The organism is Rathayibacter sp. AY1F4 (genome assembly GCF_002931775.1).
GTDB lineage: Bacteria > Actinomycetota > Actinomycetes > Actinomycetales > Microbacteriaceae > Rathayibacter.
The window spans coordinates 115478-134181 of record NZ_PSVE01000006.1 but is presented as its reverse complement, the minus strand read 5'-3'; the positions used below and the strand labels follow the sequence as shown (position 1 = coordinate 134181).

Sequence of the window (18704 nt, the reverse complement as noted above, 5' to 3'; positions counted from 1 at the left end):
CTGACCCGGGGCTTTGTGAACGGTCACATCGCCCGAGCGAGGAGCATGATGGACCAGCGCAGGCCCACCCCCGCCGACGTGATCACGAGCGGCGCCACCGCCCTCGGCATCGAGCTCGGCTCCACCCGGATCAAGGCGTGCCTGGTCGACGCGGCCGACCCGTCCGTGGTCCTCGCGGTCGGCAGCCACGAGTGGGAGAACCAGTTCGTCGACCGCCGCTGGACCTACTCCCTCGACGCCGTCCACGCGGGCCTCCAGGCCGCCTACGCGGACCTCGTCGCCGACGCCTCCTCGCGCCACGGCGTGCAGCTCTCCTCCGTCGGGGCGCTCGGCGTCTCGGCGATGATGCACGGCTACCTCCCCTTCGATGCGGACGGCGGGCTGCTCGTCCCCTTCCGCACCTGGCGCAACACCAGCACCGGGCCCGCGTCGGCCGAGCTCACCGAGCTGTTCGGCGCCAACATCCCCCTGCGCTGGTCGCTCGCGCACCTGCACCAGGCGGTCCTCGACTCCGAGCCGCACGTCGAGCGGATCGACTTCCTCACCACCCTCGCCGGATACGTGCACTGGCGCCTCACCGGCGAGAAGGTCCTCGGAGTCGGCGACGCCTCCGGCATGGTCCCGACCGACCCGGCGACCCGCGACTACGACCAGCGCGTCGTCGACCTCTACGACGCGCGCGCGGCCGGCGCCGTGAAGCCCCTGCGCGAGCTGCTGCCCGCCGTGCTCCCCGCGGGCGCCGACGCCGGCTCGCTCACCGCCGAGGGCGCGCTCCTGCTCGACCCCACCGGCTCCCTCCGGCCCGGCGCCCCCGCCTGCCCGCCCGAGGGCGACGCCGGCACCGGCATGGTGGCGACCAACTCCGTCGCCCCGCGCACCGGCAACGTCAGCGCCGGCACCAGCATCTTCGCCATGGTCGTCCTCGAGGGCCCGCTGGAGAGCGTGCACCACGAGCTCGACCTCGTCGCAACCCCCGCCGGCGACCTCGTCGCGATGGTCCACTGCAACAACGGAGCCAGCGAGCTCGCCGGCTGGGTCGGCCTGTTCTCGCGATTCGCCGCCGCATCCGGCGGACCCTCCGACAGCGACGCCGTCTACGGCACCCTCTTCGCCGAGGCGCTCGAGGGCGAGGCGGACGCGGGCGGACTGCTCGCCTACAACCACCTCGCGGGCGAGCCGATCGCCGGGCTGGTCGAGGGCCGCCCGCTCGTCGTGCGCACCCCCGACTCGCGGCTCACGCTCGCCAACTTCATGCGCGCGCAGCTCTACGGCGTGTTCGGCACGCTGGCTCTGGGCATGCGCGTCCTCGCGGGCGAGGGCGTCCGGATCGACGAGATGTTCGCGCACGGAGGCATGTTCCGCACCGCCGGGGTCGCCCAGCGCTTCCTCGCCGGCGCGCTCGACGCCCCCGTCTCGGTCGCCGCGACCGCCTCCGAGGGCGGCCCGTGGGGCATGGCGGTGCTCGCCGCCTACCGCCTGCAGAGCGGAGTCGCGCTCGACGCGTACCTCACCGATCAGGTCTTCGGCGACTCCGGCTTCGAGACCGTCGCCCCCGACGCGGACGACGTCGCCGGCTTCTCCGCCTACCTCGAGCGCTACCGCGCCGGCCTCGCCGTCGAGCAGACCGCCGTCGAGACCCTCACCGACCCGCAGAACCAGGGAGCCACCGCATGACCACCCAGAACCCCGCCGTCGAGGAGGCGATCGCCCGCGTCCGCGAGGACGTCGCGCGGCTGCACTCCGAGCTCGTCCGCTACGGCCTCGTCATCTGGACCGGCGGGAACATCTCGGGCCGCGTGCCCGGCGCCGACCTCTTCGTGATCAAGCCCAGCGGCGTCTCCTACGACGACCTCGCGCCCGAGAACATGATCCTCTGCGACCTCGACGGGAACGTCGTCCCCGGCACCCCCGGCAGCGACCGCAGCCCCTCCAGCGACACCGCGGCGCACGCCTACGTGTACCGCGAGATGCCCGAGGTCGGCGGAGTCGTGCACACGCACTCCACCTACGCGACCGCGTGGGCGGCCCGCGCCGAGTCGATCCCCTGCGTCATCACCGCGATGGCCGACGAGTTCGGCGGGGAGATCCCCATCGGCCCGTTCGCGATCATCGGCGACGACTCCATCGGCCGCGGCATCGTCGCGACCCTCAGCGGCCACCGCTCGCGCGCGGTCCTGATGCAGAACCACGGCGTCTTCACCATCGGCAAGGACGCGAAGGACGCCGTCAAGGCGGCCGTCATGGCCGAGGACGTCGCCCGCACCGTGCACCTCGCGCGCCAGGGCGGCGAGCTCGTCCCCATCCCGCAGGAGTCGATCGACGCCCTGTTCGACCGCTACCAGAACGTCTACGGACAGAACCCCACCGGAGCCATCGCATGAGCGTGTACCAGAGCATCATCCCCGACCTCGCCACCCGCACCGTCTGGTTCCTGACCGGCAGCCAGGACCTCTACGGCGAGGACACCCTCCGCCAGGTCGCCGAGCAGTCGCAGGCCGTCGTCGCGCAGCTGAACGAGGCGGGCGCGATCCCCGTGACCGTCGAGTGGAAGCCGGTGCTGAAGAGCTCCGACGCCATCCGCCGCACCATGATCGAGGCGAACTCCGACGACTCCGTCGTGGGCGTCATCACCTGGATGCACACCTTCAGCCCCTCGAAGATGTGGATCCACGGCTTCGACGCGCTCGCCAAGCCGCTGCTGCACTTCCACACCCAGGCGAACGTCGCCCTGCCGTGGCAGGACATCGACTTCGACTTCATGAACCTCAACCAGGCCGCGCACGGCGACCGCGAGCACGGCTACATCCTCAGCCGGATGAGCGTGCCCCGGAAGACCGTCGTCGGCCACGCGAGCGACGCTCGCGTCACCGAGGCCATCGGCACCTGGTCGCGCGCGGCCGCAGGCTGGTCCGCCTCGCAGAGCATGAAGGTCGCCCGCTTCGGCGACAACATGCGCAACGTCGCCGTCACCGAGGGCGACAAGACCGAGGCCGAGATCCGCCTCGGCGTCAGCATCAACACCTGGGGAGTGAACGAGCTCGTCGAGCGCGTCGACGCCGCCACCTCCGAGCAGATCGACGCCCTCGTCGCGGAGTACCTCGAGAGCTACGACGTGGTCCCCGAGCTGCTCCCCGGCGGCGAGCGCCACGAGTCGCTCCGCTACGGCGCCGCGGTCGAGATCGGCCTGCGCTCGTTCCTGGAGGAGGGCGGCTTCGAGGCGTTCACCGACAGCTTCGAGGACCTCGGCGGGCTCCGCCAGCTCCCCGGACTCGCCGTGCAGCGCCTCATGGCCGACGGCTACGGCTTCGGCGGCGAGGGCGACTGGAAGACGGCCGTCCTCATCCGCATCGCCGCCGTCATGGGCGCCAGCCTCCCCGGCGGCACCAGCCTGATGGAGGACTACACCTACGACATGACGCCCGGCGAGGAGCTCATCCTCGGCGCGCACATGCTCGAGGTGTCGCCGTCCCTGTCGTCGAAGCGCGCCTCGCTCGAGATCCACCCGCTGGGCATCGGCGGCCGCGAGGACCCGGTGCGCCTGGTCTTCACCGCCGACGCCGGCCCGGCCGTGGTGGTCGCCCTGAGCGACGTCCGCGAGCGCTTCCGCCTGGTCGCGAACACGGTCCGGAACGTCGAGCCGCCCCAGACGCTCCCGCACCTGCCGGTCGGCCGCGCCGTCTGGCAGCCCGCCCCGGACTTCGGCACCAGTGCCGCCGCCTGGATCACCGCCGGCGCCGCGCACCACACGGTGATGACGACGCAGATCGGCCTGGAGGCGTGGGAGGACTTCGCCCGCATCGCCGGCGTCGAGCTCCTGGTGATCGACGAGTCGACCACCCTCCGCGGCTTCGAGTCCGACATCCGCTCGAACGCGACGTACTACCGCCTCTCCCAGGGCCTGTAGATCCTGCGAGGCCGGATGGCCGGCTCCCTGCGGGGGGCCGGCCGTCCGTCGTTCCCGGCGAGCCGCCGGGTCGGGGCGGGGGACCGCCGCCGAGACCGGCCTGGATCGCGTCGGCGATCGAGGGCGGATCGCCCTCTCCGGCCCGTTCGGCGCCCGCTGCAGCGTCCCGGCCCCGGTTGCGGACGCGCTCGCAGCACGACGGAGGCCGGGAGGCCCGGACGGCCCTCGCGGGCAGTCGGTCCTTCCGGCCTCCGGGATGCGGGCGTGCGGCGGGCGGTCAGTCGCGCGAGGTCGAGAACGCCGCGTCGAAGGCGTCGGCCGGCGGCGTGATCGCGTTGAGCTTCCGCACGAAGGCCAGGGCCTCGGGGGCGCCGTCGAGGCGGTCCATGCCGGCGTCCTCCCACTCGACGCTGGTCGGGCCGGTGTAGCCGATCGCGTTGAGCGCGCGGAACACCGGCTCCCACGGGACGGCGCCGTGCCCGGTCGAGACGAAGGTCCACCCGCGGCGCGGGTTCGCCCACGGCAGGTGCGAGCCGAGGACGCCGTTGCGGCCGTCGAGGTTGGTGACCGACTCCTTCACGTGCACGTGGAAGATGTGGTCGGCGAAGTCGAGCACGAACGCGACGCTGTCGAGCTGCTGCCAGACGAAGTGCGACGGGTCGAAGTTGAAGCCGAACGAGGCGCGGTGGCCGATCGCCTCGAGGGTGCGCTTGGCGGTCCAGTAGTCGTAGGCGATCTCGCTCGGGTGTACCTCGAGCGCGTAGCGGACGCCGACCTCCTCGAAGACGTCGAGGATCGGGTTCCAGCGGTCGGCGAAGTCCTGGTAGCCGGCGGCGATCCACTCGTCGGAGGCGGGCGGGAACATGGCCACGCCCTTCCAGATCGACGAGCCGGAGAAGCCGTTGACCTGCGTCACGCCGAGCGCGGCGGCGAAGCGGGCGGTGTCCTTGAGGTCCTGGGCGGCGCGCTGCCGGACGCCCTCGGGGTCGCCGTCGCCCCAGACGCGGTCGCTGAGGATGTCGCGGTGGCGCTCGTCGATCGGGTCGTCGCAGACCGCCTGGCCGGTGAGGTGGTTCGAGATCGCGAAGACCTGGAGGCCGTTGCGCTCGAGGATGTCCTTCCGGCTCTGCACGTACTCCGCGTCGTCCCAGCGCGCCACGTCGATGTGGTCGCCCCAGCAGGCGATCTCGAGGCCGTCGTAGCCCCACTCCCCCGCGAGGCGCGCCACCTCCTCGAAGGGGAGGTCCGCCCACTGGCCGGTGAAGAGGGTGATCGGTCGCGTCATCGCGGATTCCTAACTCTCGACTCCCGCGCGCCGTCGCACCGGGAGAGGTAATTTGAGGGTTCACGCAACATATCAGGCACTCCCGCGAGCCCGAAAGGAACCGATCATCGCCCCGATCGCCGGCGCACTGTCGCGCACGCCCACCCTCGTCACCGCCACTGCGGCCCCGACCTGGGAGGAGGGCCTGATCGTCGGCAGCGGCCGCGTCGGCGCCGTGGTGCACGGCCCGGCCGACTCGCTCACCGTCTCGCTGGCGCACGAGCGCTACTTCCTCCCCGTCAACGCGCGGCCCGCCGCCCCGGACCTCGCCCCGGTGCGGGACGAGCTGCGGAGTGCCCTGCTGGCCGGGGACGCCGACGCGGCGAGCGACCTGCTCGAGCGCGGGGCGCGGGCGAGCGGCTACGACGGCGGCCTGATCTGGACCGATCCGCTCGGGCTGTGCGCGACGCTGTCGATCCGCACGGCCGGCGGGGTCGCGTCGAGCCGGCGCCTACTCGACCCGCTGCTGGGCGAGGTCGCGGTCGAGTGGACCGACCTCGACGGCGGGCGGCACGCGGTGCGACTGATCGCTCCGCACGGGGGCGAGAGCGTCCGGCTGCGGGTGGAGTCGGAGCGCGACGGCGAGAGCACGGTCGAGCTCGGGCTGGGCGCCGGGGACGCGACCTCGTTCGACACGGGCGTGCCGGACGCGTCGGCCGTGGTCGAGGCGACGGTCGAGGGCGGTGCGGTCGGGCGACTGCTGGCCGTCGCCGGGACCGGGAGCGCCGAGACCGGAGGCGAGCGGATCCGCGCGACGGTCACCGCGGCGACCGGGGCGCCGTGGGACGTGGAGGGCGTCGTGACCCGCTCGACGGTGCCGGTCGCGGCCGGGGCGGGCGCGCTCCTCCGCGTCGATCTGTCGCTGGCGGGCGACGAGCCGACGGGCCGGGAGCGTGCGGGCGGCGAGCCGACGGGCGGCGACGCCTCCTGGGCGGAGCTGCGCGAGGCCCAGCGCCACGGGCACGGCCGGCTGGTCGGCGCCTCCTCACTCGATCTCGCCGGAGCCTCCTCCGCGGTGCTCACCGAGGACCTCTGGGCGGAGGCCCGCGCCGGCGACGAGGGCGCGCGCCGCCGCGTCGTCGAGCTCGCGTACCTCAGCGGCCGCGCGAACATCGTCGCGTCGACCGGCGAGCTGCCGCCGACGCTGCAGGGCGTCTGGCAGGGCACCTGGCGGCCGGCGTGGTCCGCCGACTACACGCTGAACGGCAACGTGCAGAACGGCGCGATGGCGGGGATGATCCCGACCGGCACGCCCGAGCTGGCGCTGTCGATCCTGGAGCTGGTGCTGCCGCACCTCGACGACTACCGCGACAACGCGCGCCTCGTCTACGGGGCCGAGGGGATGCTCCTTCCGTCGCGGATGTCGACCCACGGCCGCGCCGACCACTTCGCGGCGAGCTACCCGCACCTCTTCTGGACGGGCTGCGGCGGCTGGGTGCTGCGCCTGGCCGCCGACGCCGTCGCGGCCACGGGGGACCGCGGCATCGTCGACGACCGGCTGTGGGAGCTGGCCGAGGGCGTGCTGCGCTTCGCCGAGACCGGGACGACCGTGGTCGACGGGGTGCGCCGGATCGTCCCCTCCTACTCCCCCGAGAACACACCGGGTGGTGCGCGCTCGCCGATAGCGGTCGATGCGTCGATCGACGTCGCTGTGCTGTGGGACGCCGCGCGGGCGACGGCGCTGCTCGGCCGGGCCCGCGGCGACGACTCGCTCGACGAGCGCTGGGCGCGGGTGGTCGCGGAGCTGCCGGAGTACCGGGTCGCCGAGGACGGCACGCTGGCGGAGTGGATCGACCCGCGGTTCGCGGAGGAGATCGCGCACCGGCACGCGTCGCAGCTGTACCCGCTCTGGTACGCGGGCGACGCGGCCTTCGAGGGCCCCGGCGCCTCCGCGCTGCGGCTGCGGGCCGCCGCGGCGGCGACGGTGGCGGCGAAGATCGCGTGGCGGGCCGAGGCGCCGACCGCTCCTCCCGGGCGGATGGAGATGGCGTTCGGGCTGGTGCAGGTGGGCGTCGCGGCGGCGGCGCTGGGTGACGGGGAGGCAGCGCTGACCTGCGCGGAGTGGCTCGCGGTCGAGCACTGGTCACCGACGCTGACGACCCGGCACGACGCGGGGCGGATCTTCAACCTCGACGCCAGCGGCGGACTGCCGGGGCTCGTGGCGGCGATGCTGCTGGGATCGGATGACGAGACGCTGACGGTCCTGCCGGCACTGCCGTCCGCGTGGGCGCGGGGTGCCGTGACGGGGCTGCGCGCGCGCGGCGGGGTGGTCGTGGACCGGCTGGAGTGGTCGCCGGGGCGGGCGTCGCTGTGGGTGCGGCGGGTGCCGAGCGCGGAGTGGCTGGCACCGGCGGGCGGGACGCGGGTGCGCACGCTGCGCGACGCGGTGCTGCGCGTCGACGGGCGCGAGGTGTCGGGCGGGCTGGAGCTCGGTGCGGAGGCGGTGCGCGTCGACGTGGAGTGGCGCGGCTGAGGGCGCTGCGGAGGGTCCGGCTGCGGCACGCGGAACGAGCTCCGGTCCGCCGACGGAGGCGGAGCAGCGCACCGGGTGTCGTCCCCGCTGGCCGCCGGACCCGCCGTGTGGCCGCGTCGACGTGAGAACGAGACGCGCGCCGGATGCGGTGGGTCGGGTCAGCTCCGCTAGTGCCCGTAGCGGTCGTAGACGCGGTTGCGGGCCGCCCGCTCGGCGGCGGGCAGGCGCTGCGCGTCGGCGATCTCGTAAACGCCGAAGGTGTCGCGCAGGCGCGAGGCCGGGTCGACCTCGACGAAGGTGCACCAGGGCAGCCAGTGGTGGTGGCTGCGCAGGGTCTGGGTCGCGAAGTCGCCGCTCTCGTGGCCGAGGCCGGGCATCGCGTAGCCGATGCTGCCGTCGACGTCGGTCGACTGGCGGGTGTTGCGGTGCAGAAACTCGGCGAAATCGAGGTAGTGCTCGTCGCCCGTGATCAGGTGCAGTCGGTAGTAGCTGTACGAGCAGGCCGCCATGTAGACGTCGGCGCCGCCGCCGAGGGTGATGATGCTCTGTCCGCTGATCGAGTACCGGTTGAAGGGATGCGCCCAGGGCGCGCGGACCGGGAAGGACCACGCGTAGGTCCAGGTCTCCGTGTAGTCGGCGGCGCGGACGGCGCCCTCCAGCCAGCGCGGCTCCTCCGTCAGGTCGTACAGCGCGAGGAAGCCGAACAGCCCGTAGATGCCCGCCTCCTTGTCCTGAATGTCGGCGTTGTCGCAGGTGCCGCCGCGGTACTCCAGCGTGCGGTGGATGTTCGCGAACGACCACTCGCCGGCGCGCACGGCGGACGCGCGGTAGCGCCCCTCCCCCGTCACGAGGTGCAGCTGCACGAGGAAGCGGATCACGCTCGGGGTGTTCGAGCGCGAGTCCATCCGCGCCGAGCCGTCGGCGTTGTAGGCGCGGTGGAAGCTGCCGTCGGCGTCCTGCACCTCGAGCAGCCAGTCGGCGGTCCGTCGGCAGAACTCGAGCCAGAGCGGGCGCTCGTCGCCGAGGTCGCGCAGGTGCAGGTAGGCGTCGAGGATCGCCTCGACGCCGTCGGCGAGCATCCGCAGGTAGTGCGGGTACGGCTCGAAGCCGCCGAGCGAGGGGTTGAAGCACATCCGCGGCGGGCCCGACTCGGGCAGCGCGGTCCGCGCCCAGAAGTCGACGATGCCGACGCCCTGCTCGAACGCCTCCGGCACGCCCTCGCGGTCGCCGTAGCGCAGCAGCTGGTAGCCGATGCCCGGCTGCTGCCCGACGAAGCCGAACTGGAAGGAGACGCTCGAGACGTCGAGGTCCGGCAGCTGACAGGCGAACGGCAGGCCCCAGGAGTCGCCGTAGCGGCGGGTGAGGCGCTGGAGGATCGCCATGCCGTGGTGGAAGTGCCGCTCGTTGTCGACCTCGAACAGGTCGTCGCGGAGCCGGGCGTAGGTGCTGCGCCAGGTGGCGCGCATCATCGTCGCGAAATCGTCGTGCCGGCCGAGGTCGACCGCGACCGCGTAGCGCTGGCGGAAGCCGACCTCGACCGGGTGGTTCACCCGCTGCAGGGCCTTCGGGGCGGCGTCGTAGTCGAGGCCGGAGTAGGGGTTGTCGATCGGGCGCTCGCCGTCGGCGCCCGGGTGGACGTAGTCGATCGACAGGCCCGCGGGCGGCACGTCGAGCGGGGTCCGCACGCCGAAGCCGTAGTAGAGGTAGTTCAGCGTCGTGCCCTGCGGGCGGCTCAGGCCGATCGAGCCGACGGTGCACTCCGGGTCGGTGAAGTTCTCCGAGCGGACCACGTCCAGGCGCGGCAGCGTCGCGTCGGCCGCCCAGCGCGAGAGCGCCACGGTCTCGCCGGTCGCGAGGCTCTGCGCGGCGAACAGCGGCAGCGCGTAGTGCGTCTCGGTGCGCCAGAAGTACTCGCTGCCGGGGTCGCGGCCCATCGCGTCGGCGGGCCCGAAGGCGTTGTCGCGGTACCAGGCGCCGGGGGCGAAGCACTCGTAGTCGCGGAGGTCGTCGGACCCGGTCAGCCCGAGCGAGACGGCGGTGGAGAAGCCGAGGTCGCCGCCGGCCGCCAGCACCTCGACGTCGCGGTGCACGGAGAAGCCGTCGCCCGCGACGCGCCAGACGTCGGTGACGGCGAAGGCCGACCCGGAGCGGACGGTGATCGTCCCGCTCGCGGTGATCGCCCCCTCCGACAGCGAGACGTCGTCGTAGGGCGCGCCGGAGTACTCGCTGATCGCGGCGACGGTCTTGACCGTGACGCGCAGCGGCCGGTCGTTCGCGTAGAGGACGCGCTCGCCCGCGAGCACCTCGAGGCCGCCCGCCTCGACGCGGAGGGTGTAGTCGCCGGAGCGCAGTTCCACGGTGGTCCCTTCCCGGAGGGTCATCTCAGCTCTTCTCGTCGTGCGCGCGGGGGCCGGCCGGTCGGGCGGCCCCGGCCGGCTCGTCCTCGAGCCGCTGCGCCCCCGGATCGAAGCGCCGCGAGCCCGGCCGGAACAGCAGCGCGACGCCGCCCTCGACCAGCCCCGCGAGCAGCAGCAGGATCGCGAACGGGATCAGCGAGATCTCGGCCCACGCGCCCATCACCGGCATCACCAGTCCGGCCGCCGTGAAGCTGACCGTGCCGAGGATCGCCGTGACGCTGCCCGCCTCGCTCGACGGGCCCTGCAGCGAGAGGTACTGCACCGGGGCGAAGCCGAGCGAGCGGCCGGCCAGCGCGAACGTCAGCGCGCCGACGACGACGAGCAGCGGCTGCGTGCCGGTGAGCGCGAGCACCGCGACCACGACGGCGCCGAGCGCCGTGACGATCGCCGAGGCGAACATCGCGAACCGGGGTCCGAACCGGGGCACGATCACCCGTCCCGTCGTCTGCCCGACCGCGATCGTCACGAGCGAGGTGACCAGGAACAGCAGCCCGTACAGGTCGGGCCCGACCGCATAGACGTTCGTGTAGAGGAAGGGAGCGGTCGCGAGATACGCGAAGCCGACCGACCAGCCCGCGGCCGAGGCGGCGGCGAGCGCCAGCACGCGCGGCCGGCGGAGCATCCCGAAGGAGTTGCGCAGCGACGGGCCGAGCCCGCCCTGGTGCCGCCGCTCGCGGGGCAGCGTCTCGGGCAGCACCAGGAGCGCGATCACGGTCGCGACCGCTCCCCAGGCGGCGACCGCGAGGAAGGAGCCGCGCCAGTCGATCACCTTGGTCAGCTGCGCGCCGACGGAGGGCACCAGGATCGGGAAGACCGAGACGATCACGGCGAGGTTCGCGAGCATCGTGACGAGCCGCTTGCCGCTGTAGAGGTCGCGGACGATGGCGGTGACGACGACGCCCGCGGCGGTGCAGGCGGCGCCCTGGACGAAGCGGGCCGAGAGCAGCACGGCGGTGTCGGAGGTCATCGCCGCGACGAGGCTCGCCGCGATGTGCAGCGCCGCCGAGACGCCGAGCGGCCACTTGCGGCCGACCGCGTCACTGAGCGGTCCTGAGACGAGCTGGCCGGCCGCGAAGCCGAAGGTGGCGCCAGTGACGACCAGCTGGGCGGTCGCCACCGAGACGCCGAGATCGTCCTGCAGCGTCGGCAGGAACGGCAGCACCAGGTCGATGGTGAGCGGCCCGAAGCCGACGAGCATCGCGAAGATCGGCAGCAGGAGGCGGCCGCGGGGCATCGCCCGGACGGCGGTGGAGGCGGTCACGAGCGCGGAGCGCAGGTCACGGAGGGGATCCTGTCCATCAGCTCCCGGCCGAGACCGGGAAGTAGAGCGAGAAGGGTTCGTCGACGACCTCGTGCAGAGGCCGGAAGCGGACGGCGGCGGGCTGGCCGACGGCGCGGTAGCCGCGCAGCCACTGGGTCCACTGCCGCTCGTTGTCGGGGGCGAGCAGGGCGGTGGCGTCCTCGAGGCGCCCCCGCAGCGCGATCTCGCGGTCGACGAGGCCGGCCAGCACGATCGGGCCCTCGACGAAGGCGACCGTGCCCGGCTCGTCCGGGATCGGCACGGCGCGGATCACGGTGCCGAAGGCGAGGTCGACGCTCGTGCGGCCGCCGGGGTGCTCGATCAGGAGCGCGCCGTCGCCCGCCCGGACGCGCTCGGCGTCGCCCGCGACCCCCGGCTCGCCGACGGTCCACTCCGGCACCCGCAGCCGCACGTGCAGCGCGACCCCCTCCTCCGAGACGATCTCGACCCGGATCCGCGAGGCGGTGGGGCGGTGCACGTCGCCCGCGGCACCCGCGTTGGCGTCCGGGCCGACGTAGCCGGCGGTGTCGAGCACCTCGACCCGCACCGCCGCGTCGCCGGCGGCGGTCGGCAGGCGCAGGCTCGCGTCGACGTGCTGCGCGATCGTCAGCTCGGCGTCGCCGCCGCGGTAGAAGACGAGCCCGGAGTGGCGCGTGTGCGCCTGCACCAGCGTGCCGTGGCAGCACCAGAAGTCCTCGGTCGGGCTGCCCCAGTCCTTGCGGGCGCCGCCCTCGAGCGGCAGGAAGTAGGCGACCATCCCGGTCCGCGGGTTCTGCTGGGCGAGGAGGCCGTTCCAGAGGTTCCGCTCGATGTAGTCGGCGTAGGCGAGGTCGCCGGTCCAGCGCAGCAGCACGTCGGCCAGCCGGATCATGTTGTAGACGACGCAGTGCTCCTGCGTCTTCTCGCCGCGGCGAGCGGCGAACGCGAAGGGCGGCGTCCAGATCTCGCCGGAGGTCTGACCGCCCGTGCAGAAGGTGCCGCGGAGGGTGACCGCCTGCTCCCAGTAGGCCTCGACGATCCTCCGCCAGCGCTCGTCGCCGGTGACCTCGTAGGCGCGGGCGGCGCCGAGCACCTCGGGGATCGTGGTGTTGGCGTGCATGTTGGTCAGCACGTCGCGGCCCTCGAGCAAGCCCTCGAAGAGGGAGCGGCGGTCGTAGCGGCCCAGCAGCTCGGTGTAGACGGGATCGCCGGTGATCGCGAGGAGGTCGGCCCAGACCTCGAGCATGCCGCCGGTCTCGACCTCGAGGATCTCCTGGAACGCGGCGTCGTCGAATCCGCGGACCCACTCCAGCAGCGGGACCGTGGCGGCCCGCGCCATCCACAGCGCCCGCTCGTCGCCGAGGTCGAGGTGCAGGTCGACGAGGCCCATCAGCAGCTTGTGCATCGCGTACTGCGGCGCCCAGACGGGGCGGCCGGTCGCGAGGCGGTCGAGGTAGCCGCGCGGGATCGCCCAGATCCAGCCGCCGCCGTTCTCCTCCTGGCAGCGCTCGAGTCCGTCGAGCACGGAGTCGATCCGGACGCGCAGCAGCGGGTCGCCGGTGACCGCGACCTCGCGGGCCGCTGCGGAGAGCCAGTGGCCGAGGAAGTGCCCGCGCAGCTGCGAGCCCGGCGTCTCCCAGCCCCAGTGCCGGTCGAGGCCGCGGGCCTCGCGCGAGTCCTGCGAGGGGTGCAGGTGCCAGCCCTGGTCGCCGATCCCGGCCTCGATCAGGAAGTTCTGCAGCAGCCCCTCGTCGGTGAGCGAGAGGAGGTAGTCGCGGTTGAGCCGCCGCCGCGCGTCGAGCACCCCGCGCTCCAGGCGGGTCTCGTGCGGGGCCGGGTGGGTCAGCGGCATGGGTGCTCCTCGTCGAGGCGGTGGGTGGTGGGGTGCGCGGTGCGAGCGGTGGGTGGTGGGGTGCGCGGTGCGAGCGGTGGTCGATCGGCGCGGGTCGATCCGCGCGGTGGTCCATCCGACCGGGGGTCGAGATCGATCTCTCGCTGTACTCAGACCAGGATCGACGATAGGAATGGGGACATGCAATCCCCGAGAGTGATCCATCTCGTCGCCGATGACGTGTCCGCCCTCCTCACTCAGTCGGGAGGCGACCTGCCCGTGCTGCTGCACTGGGGTCCGCGACTCGACGCGAGCGACGACGACCTCGCAGCTTTCGCAAGAACTCCCGTGCGGACGGGGATCGAGGGCTCCTCCGACGTCCCCTACGAGCCCGGGATCCTGCCCGAGCACACCTTCGGCTGGGCCGGCCTGCCGGGTCTCCGGGTGCACCGGGAAGGCGCCGGCTGGTCGCCGAGGCTGACCGTGGACACCGTCTCGGTGGACGGGGAGGCCCTCGCGGAGGGCGCGGTCGCGCAGGCCGGCAGCGCCGCCGTGACCGTCGAGGCGCACGACGCGCAGGCCCGGATCGGGGTCGTCCTAGAGATCGTTCTCTCTCCTGCCGGACTGCTCAGGACCCGCGTCTCGGTCCGCAACGACGGCGCCGGGCACCTCGAGGTGATCGGCGTCGACCCCGCCCTCCGGATCCCGACCGAGGCCCGCGAGATCCTGGACTTCTCCGGCCGCTGGGGCACCGAGAAGATCCCCCAGCGCCACCCCGTCGTCACCGGCACCCACTCCCGCTCCTCGCGGCGCGGCCGCACCGGCCTGGACGCGACGACGGTCGTCGCGGTCGGCACCCCCGGCTTCGACTCCGCCGACGGCCGGGTCTGGCTCTGCCACGTCGGCATCGGCGGCAACCACGAGCACGCGGTGGAGCGCGGCGACGGCTGGCTCGCCTTCCGCGGCGGCGAGCTGCTCCTGCCCGGCGAGGTGCGCCTCGCGAGCGGCGAGAGCTACTCCTCCCCCTGGATCTCCGGCAGCTTCGGCCACGGCCTCGACGCCGCGGCCGCACGCTTCCACGCCCACCTCCGCGGGGTCTCCCGCTCCTCGCGCCGGCCGCGCCCGGTGACGCTCAACGTCTGGGAGGCGGTCTACTTCGACCAGGACCTCGCCGTCCTCGCCGAGCTGGCCGACCGCGCCGCCGCCCTCGGGGTCGAGCGCTACGTGCTCGACGACGGCTGGTTCCTCGGCCGCAGCGACGACCGCGCCGGCCTCGGCGACTGGACGCCCGACCCCGTCGCCTGGCCCGACGGCCTCCTCCCCCTCGCCGAGCACGTCCGCGGCCTGGGCATGGAGTTCGGCCTCTGGGTCGAGCCCGAGATGATCAACGAGGACTCCGACCTCGCCCGCGCGCATCCCGACTGGATCCTGCGGGCCCGCGAGGAGCTGCCGCCGCGGTTCCGCTTCCAGCAGGTGCTCGACCTGACGAACCCCGACGCGTTCGCGCACATCCTCGGCGTGCTCGACGGCCTGGTCGCCGACCTCGGCGTCGCGTACCTCAAGTGGGACCACAACCGCGACCTGATCGACGCGGGCCACCCCGCCACCGGGACGGCCGCGGTGCACGAGCAGACGCTGGCGCTGTACCGGCTGATCGACGAGCTGCGCGCCCGGCACCCGGAGCTCGAGATCGAGAGCTGCGCCTCCGGCGGCGGCCGGGTCGACCTGGGGATCCTCGAGCGCACCGACCGCGTGCACACCTCCGACAACCAGGACCCGCTGGACCGCTCGCGGATGCTGCGCTGGACCGGGCTGCTCGTGCCGCCGGAGATGCTCGGCTCGCACGTCGCCTCGCCGGTCAACTCCGTCACCGGTCGCACCAGCGACCTGCACACCCGCTGCGCGATCGCCTTCCTCGGCCACTTCGGGATCGAGTGGGACCTCCGCGAGCTGGACGCGGAGGAGGAGCCCGTGCTGGCGGGCTGGATCGCGGCGTACCGCGAGCACCGCGGCCTGATCGCGACCGGCCGGGTCGTCGGGGGCGACGACTCCGACCCCGACGCGCCGTCGCTGCGCGGCGTCGTCGCGCCGGACGGCTCGGAGGCGCTGTACACGCTGGTCACGCCCGCGCTGACCGCGGACTCGCGCCGCCGCGTCCGCCTCCCGGGCCTGGATCCGCGGGCGCGCTACCGGATCGAGACCGCGCGCCCCGGCTCGCTCGGCCCGCCCTGGCAGAGCCCGCACTGGCTGGAGTCGACGGTGCCGCTGGACTCCGACGCCCCAGCCCCCGCCTACTCGGGGAGTCTGCTGGGCGAGGCGGGCCTGGACCTGCCGACCTTCCACGCCGACCGCGCGATCGTCCTGCGGCTCGTCCGAGAGACCGCGTGAGCACCGCCGCCGACCCCGGCGTCCTCGACACCGCCGCCACCGCTGCCGATCCGTCCGCCACCACTCTGGAGCACCCCGTGAACAGCACCGTCACCGTCGACCTCGACCGCCCCGGCGCCACCATCAGCCGCCACCTCTACGGCCACTTCGCCGAGCACCTCGGCCGGTGCATCTACGACGGCTTCTGGGTCGGCGAGGACTCGCCCGTCCCGAACGAGGGCGGGATCCGCCTGGACGTCGTCGAAGCCCTCCGCGCCCTCGACATCCCCAACCTCCGCTGGCCCGGCGGCTGCTTCGCCGACCGCTACCACTGGACCAACGGCATCGGCCCGCGCGAGGAGCGCCCCGGCCTGATCAACACGCAGTGGGGCGGAGTCGCGGAGGACAACTCCTTCGGCACCCACGAGTTCATGGCGCTCTGCGAGCTGCTCGACGCCGACGCCTACATCTCGGGCAACATCGGCTCCGGCACCGTGCAGGAGATGGCGGACTGGGCCGAGTACCTCACCGGCGCGGGCAAGTCGCCGATGGCCGACCTGCGCCGCTCCCACGGCCGGGAGGAGCCGTGGACCGTCCGCTTCTGGGGGCTCGGCAACGAGACCTGGGGCTGCGGCGGCAACATGCGCGCCGGCGCCTACGCCGACCTGGCGCGGCAGTTCGGGACCTTCGTGCAGAGCGGCAACGACACTCCGCTCTACCGCGTGGCGGCCGGAGCCGACGGCGCCGACACCCACTGGACGCAGACGCTGATGGAGGTGATCCCGGAGATCGAGGGACACCCCTTCTCCTCCGTGCCGTGGGAGTCGGTCTCGGTGCACTACTACACGATCGGCGGCAGCTGGCACGCGAAGGGCAGCGCGACCGACTTCGACGCGGACACCTACTGGAGCACGATCGTGGCCGCGCAGGGGATCGAGGAGCTGCTCCGCTCGCACGCCGCGGTGATGGACGTCCACGACCCCGAGAAGAAGTACGGGATGGTGCTCGACGAGTGGGGCACCTGGTGGGACGTGGAGCCGGGGACCCACCCGGGCTTCCTCTTCCAGCAGAACACGATCCGCGACGCGATGGTCGCGGCCTGGCACTTCGACGTCTTCCACGGCTTCGCCGACCGCCTGACGATGGCGAACATCGCGCAGACGGTGAACGTGCTGCAGGCGATGCTGCTGACCGACCCGGACGGCGGCGAGATGGTCCGCACGCCGACATACCACGTGTTCGAGATGAACAAGGGGCACCACGACGCGACGGTGCTGCCGACCACGGTCGCCGGCCCGACGCACGCGGTCGACGGACGCGAGATCCCCGTCGCCTCCGCCTCCGCCTCCACGAAGGACGGCCGCGTGCTGGTCTCGCTGACCAACGTCGACCTGGAGGAGCCGCTCGAGGTCTCCCTCGACTTCCGCGGCGGGACCGTGACCGGCGCGACCGGCCGCCTCCTCACCGCCGACCGCCCCGACGCGCACAACCGGCCCGGCGCCGCCGACGAGGTGAGCCCCGTCGCCCTCGAGGGCATCGAGACCACGGCGACAGGCCTGCGCGTCACGCTGCCCGCGCACTCCTTCGCGACCGTGACGCTGGAGCTCTCGTGATCGCCGCGCGCACGGAGGCCGCCCTCCGCCCGCCGATGGGCTGGAACAGCTGGGACTGCTTCGGCGCCTCGGTGACGGAGGAGGAGGTGCTCGCGAACGCCGAGTACCTCGCCGAGCACCTCCTGCCGCACGGCTGGGACACGGTCGTCGTCGACATCCAGTGGTACGAGCCCGATCCCGGCACGAGCGACTACCAGGAGGTGTCGGAGCCGGTGCTCGACGACTGGGGACGCCCGCAGCCCGCCGTCGGACGCTTCCCCTCCGCGGCGACGGGCGGGTTCACGGCGCTGGCCGCGCGCGTGCACGCCCTCGGCCTCCGCTTCGGGGTGCACCTGATGCGCGGCGTCCCCCGCCGAGCGGCCGAGCTCGGCCTGCCGGTGCTCGGGGCGGAGGCGACCTGCGCCGACATCGCCGACCGCGGGAACGTCTGCCCGTGGAACCCGGACAACTACGGAGTCGACATGAGCGCGCCCGGCGCGCAGCAGTACTACGACTCCGTGATGGCGCAGCTGGCCTCGTGGGGCGTCGACTTCGTGAAGCTCGACGACGTGCTCTACCCGCCGATCCAGGCGGAGGAGATCGCCGCCCTCTCGCGCGCGATCGACGCGACCGGCCGTCCGATGGTGCTGAGCCTCTCCCCCGGCAAGCAGCTCTCGCTCGAGAACCTCGAGCTGCTGCGGTCGACCGCGCAGATGTGGCGGATCTCGGACGACTTCTGGGACGACTGGGCGCACCTCCACGAGCAGTTCCAGCGGGCCGCGCGCTGGGCGCCGCACCAGCGCCCCGGCGCCTGGGCCGACGCCGACATGCTGCCGCTGGGGCGGATCGGCGTGCGCGCGCACGTGGGCGAGGACCGGCTCTCGCGGTTCACGCCCGCGGAGCAGCGGACGCTCGTGACGCTGTGGTGCCTGCTCCGCTCGCCGCTGATGATGGGCGGGCACCTCCCGGACACGCCCGCCGACACCCTGGCGCTGCTGACGAACGACGACGTCCTCGCGCTGCTCGGCAGCGACGGCAGCCGCGAGATCGTCCGCGACGGCGACCTGGTGGTGTGGTCGGCGTGGCGCGGCGACGAGCAGTGGCGCGGAGTGTTCTGGCTGGGCTCGTCGGCGCGGTCCTACTCCGCGCACCTGGCCGACCTGGGCTGCTCCGGCGCGACCTCAGCCGTCGACGTCTGGAGCAGCGCCGACCTGCCGATCGTCGGCGGCGCCGTCGAGCTCGAGCTCGAGCCGCACGGCTGCCGCCTGCTGCGCCTGGCCTGACGCGCGGGCGCCGGGCGGGGCGGGCGGGGCCCGCCCCGGCCCGCCTCGCCCCGCCTCGCCCCGCCTCGGCCCGCCTCGCCTCGGCGAGAAGCCAGGAGTCGTCGCACTCGACGTCGAGTGCGACGACTCCTGCACACTCGCGAGCGGAGGCGGCGCAGGACGCGCCGAGACGACGGAGGCCGTCGCGCTCGAGCTCGAGTGCGACGGCCTCCGGCCCGTCAGGAGCGGGCGCCC

General features: G+C 73.6%; 11 protein-coding genes. 7 read left to right on the top strand and 4 right to left on the bottom strand.

The window, feature by feature from the left end:
• Window positions 1–48 precede the first annotated feature (48 nt).
• Genes C5C59_RS05495 through araA form a run of 3 tightly spaced genes read left to right on the top strand, consistent with a single transcriptional unit; the run spans window position 49 to window position 3904 of the window.
• Window positions 49–1674, top strand: a complete 1626-nt coding sequence (locus tag C5C59_RS05495) for a xylulokinase (protein ID WP_104233642.1) — start codon at window positions 49–51, stop codon at window positions 1672–1674.
• The gene (locus tag C5C59_RS05490; protein WP_104238447.1) at window positions 1671–2381 is read left to right on the top strand and encodes an L-ribulose-5-phosphate 4-epimerase; all 711 of its coding nucleotides are present in this window, start codon (window positions 1671–1673) and stop codon (window positions 2379–2381) included. The genes C5C59_RS05495 and C5C59_RS05490 overlap by 4 nt, the downstream gene beginning before the upstream one ends.
• Entirely contained in the window at window positions 2378–3904 is a 1527-nt protein-coding gene (araA, locus tag C5C59_RS05485) for an L-arabinose isomerase (protein WP_104238446.1), read from the top strand. Before C5C59_RS05490 ends, araA begins: the two co-directional genes overlap by 4 nt.
• Window positions 3905–4181: 277 nt before the next feature.
• Here araA and C5C59_RS05480 read toward each other — a convergent pair whose 3' ends face one another.
• Window positions 4182–5189 carry a sugar phosphate isomerase/epimerase gene (locus C5C59_RS05480; protein WP_104226056.1) on the bottom strand — a complete coding sequence of 336 codons (1008 nt, stop codon included), beginning with the start codon at window positions 5187–5189 and terminating at the stop codon, window positions 4182–4184.
• Between the two features lie 52 nt (window positions 5190–5241).
• Between C5C59_RS05480 and C5C59_RS05475 the strand changes: the two genes are divergently transcribed.
• Window positions 5242–7701, top strand: coding sequence for a glycoside hydrolase family 95-like protein (locus tag C5C59_RS05475; protein WP_104238445.1), 2460 nt, complete (start codon window positions 5242–5244; stop codon window positions 7699–7701).
• Window positions 7702–7868: 167 nt separating this feature from the next.
• Here C5C59_RS05475 and C5C59_RS05470 read toward each other — a convergent pair whose 3' ends face one another.
• From C5C59_RS05470 to C5C59_RS05460, 3 genes are read right to left on the bottom strand one after another with little or no spacing between them, the layout of a single operon-like run.
• The gene (locus tag C5C59_RS05470) at window positions 7869–10082 is read right to left on the bottom strand and encodes a hypothetical protein (RefSeq protein WP_219812442.1); all 2214 of its coding nucleotides are present in this window, start codon (window positions 10080–10082) and stop codon (window positions 7869–7871) included.
• Between the two features lies 1 nt (window position 10083).
• Window positions 10084–11379, bottom strand: coding sequence for a multidrug effflux MFS transporter (locus C5C59_RS05465; protein ID WP_104238444.1), 1296 nt, complete (start codon window positions 11377–11379; stop codon window positions 10084–10086).
• A 37-nt stretch (window positions 11380–11416) separates the two neighbouring features.
• A complete protein-coding gene (locus C5C59_RS05460; RefSeq protein ID WP_181134832.1) occupies window positions 11417–13249 on the bottom strand; it encodes a beta-L-arabinofuranosidase domain-containing protein in 1833 nt (610 codons plus the stop codon).
• A 180-nt stretch (window positions 13250–13429) separates the two neighbouring features.
• On the opposite strand from C5C59_RS05460, the gene C5C59_RS05455 reads away from it, so the two are divergent.
• The 3 genes from C5C59_RS05455 (at window position 13430) to C5C59_RS05445 (ending at window position 18470) form a co-directional block, all read left to right on the top strand.
• A complete protein-coding gene (locus tag C5C59_RS05455) occupies window positions 13430–15616 on the top strand; it encodes an alpha-galactosidase (RefSeq protein ID WP_104238442.1) in 2187 nt (728 codons plus the stop codon).
• Window positions 15617–15693: 77 nt separating this feature from the next.
• Entirely contained in the window at window positions 15694–17208 is a 1515-nt protein-coding gene (locus C5C59_RS05450; RefSeq protein WP_104238453.1) for an alpha-N-arabinofuranosidase, read from the top strand.
• Window positions 17205–18470, top strand: a complete 1266-nt coding sequence (locus tag C5C59_RS05445; RefSeq protein WP_258062604.1) for a glycoside hydrolase family 27 protein — start codon at window positions 17205–17207, stop codon at window positions 18468–18470. Before C5C59_RS05450 ends, C5C59_RS05445 begins: the two co-directional genes overlap by 4 nt.
• Window positions 18471–18704: the final 234 nt, after the last annotated feature.

Bases quoted from the DNA above. Each gene is read 5' to 3' on its own strand.
- C5C59_RS05480 (WP_104226056.1), bottom strand. From the start codon at position 5,189: ATGACGCGACCGATCACCCTCTTCACCGGCCAGTGGGCGGACCTCCCC.
- C5C59_RS05495 (WP_104233642.1), top strand. From the start codon at position 49: ATGGACCAGCGCAGGCCCACCCCCGCCGACGTGATCACGAGCGGCGCC.
- C5C59_RS05490 (WP_104238447.1), top strand. From the start codon at position 1,671: ATGACCACCCAGAACCCCGCCGTCGAGGAGGCGATCGCCCGCGTCCGC.
- C5C59_RS05470 (WP_219812442.1), bottom strand. From the start codon at position 10,082: ATGACCCTCCGGGAAGGGACCACCGTGGAACTGCGCTCCGGCGACTAC.
- C5C59_RS05455 (WP_104238442.1), top strand. From the start codon at position 13,430: ATGCAATCCCCGAGAGTGATCCATCTCGTCGCCGATGACGTGTCCGCC.
- C5C59_RS05460 (WP_181134832.1), bottom strand. From the start codon at position 13,249: ATGCCGCTGACCCACCCGGCCCCGCACGAGACCCGCCTGGAGCGCGGG.
- araA (WP_104238446.1), top strand. From the start codon at position 2,378: ATGAGCGTGTACCAGAGCATCATCCCCGACCTCGCCACCCGCACCGTC.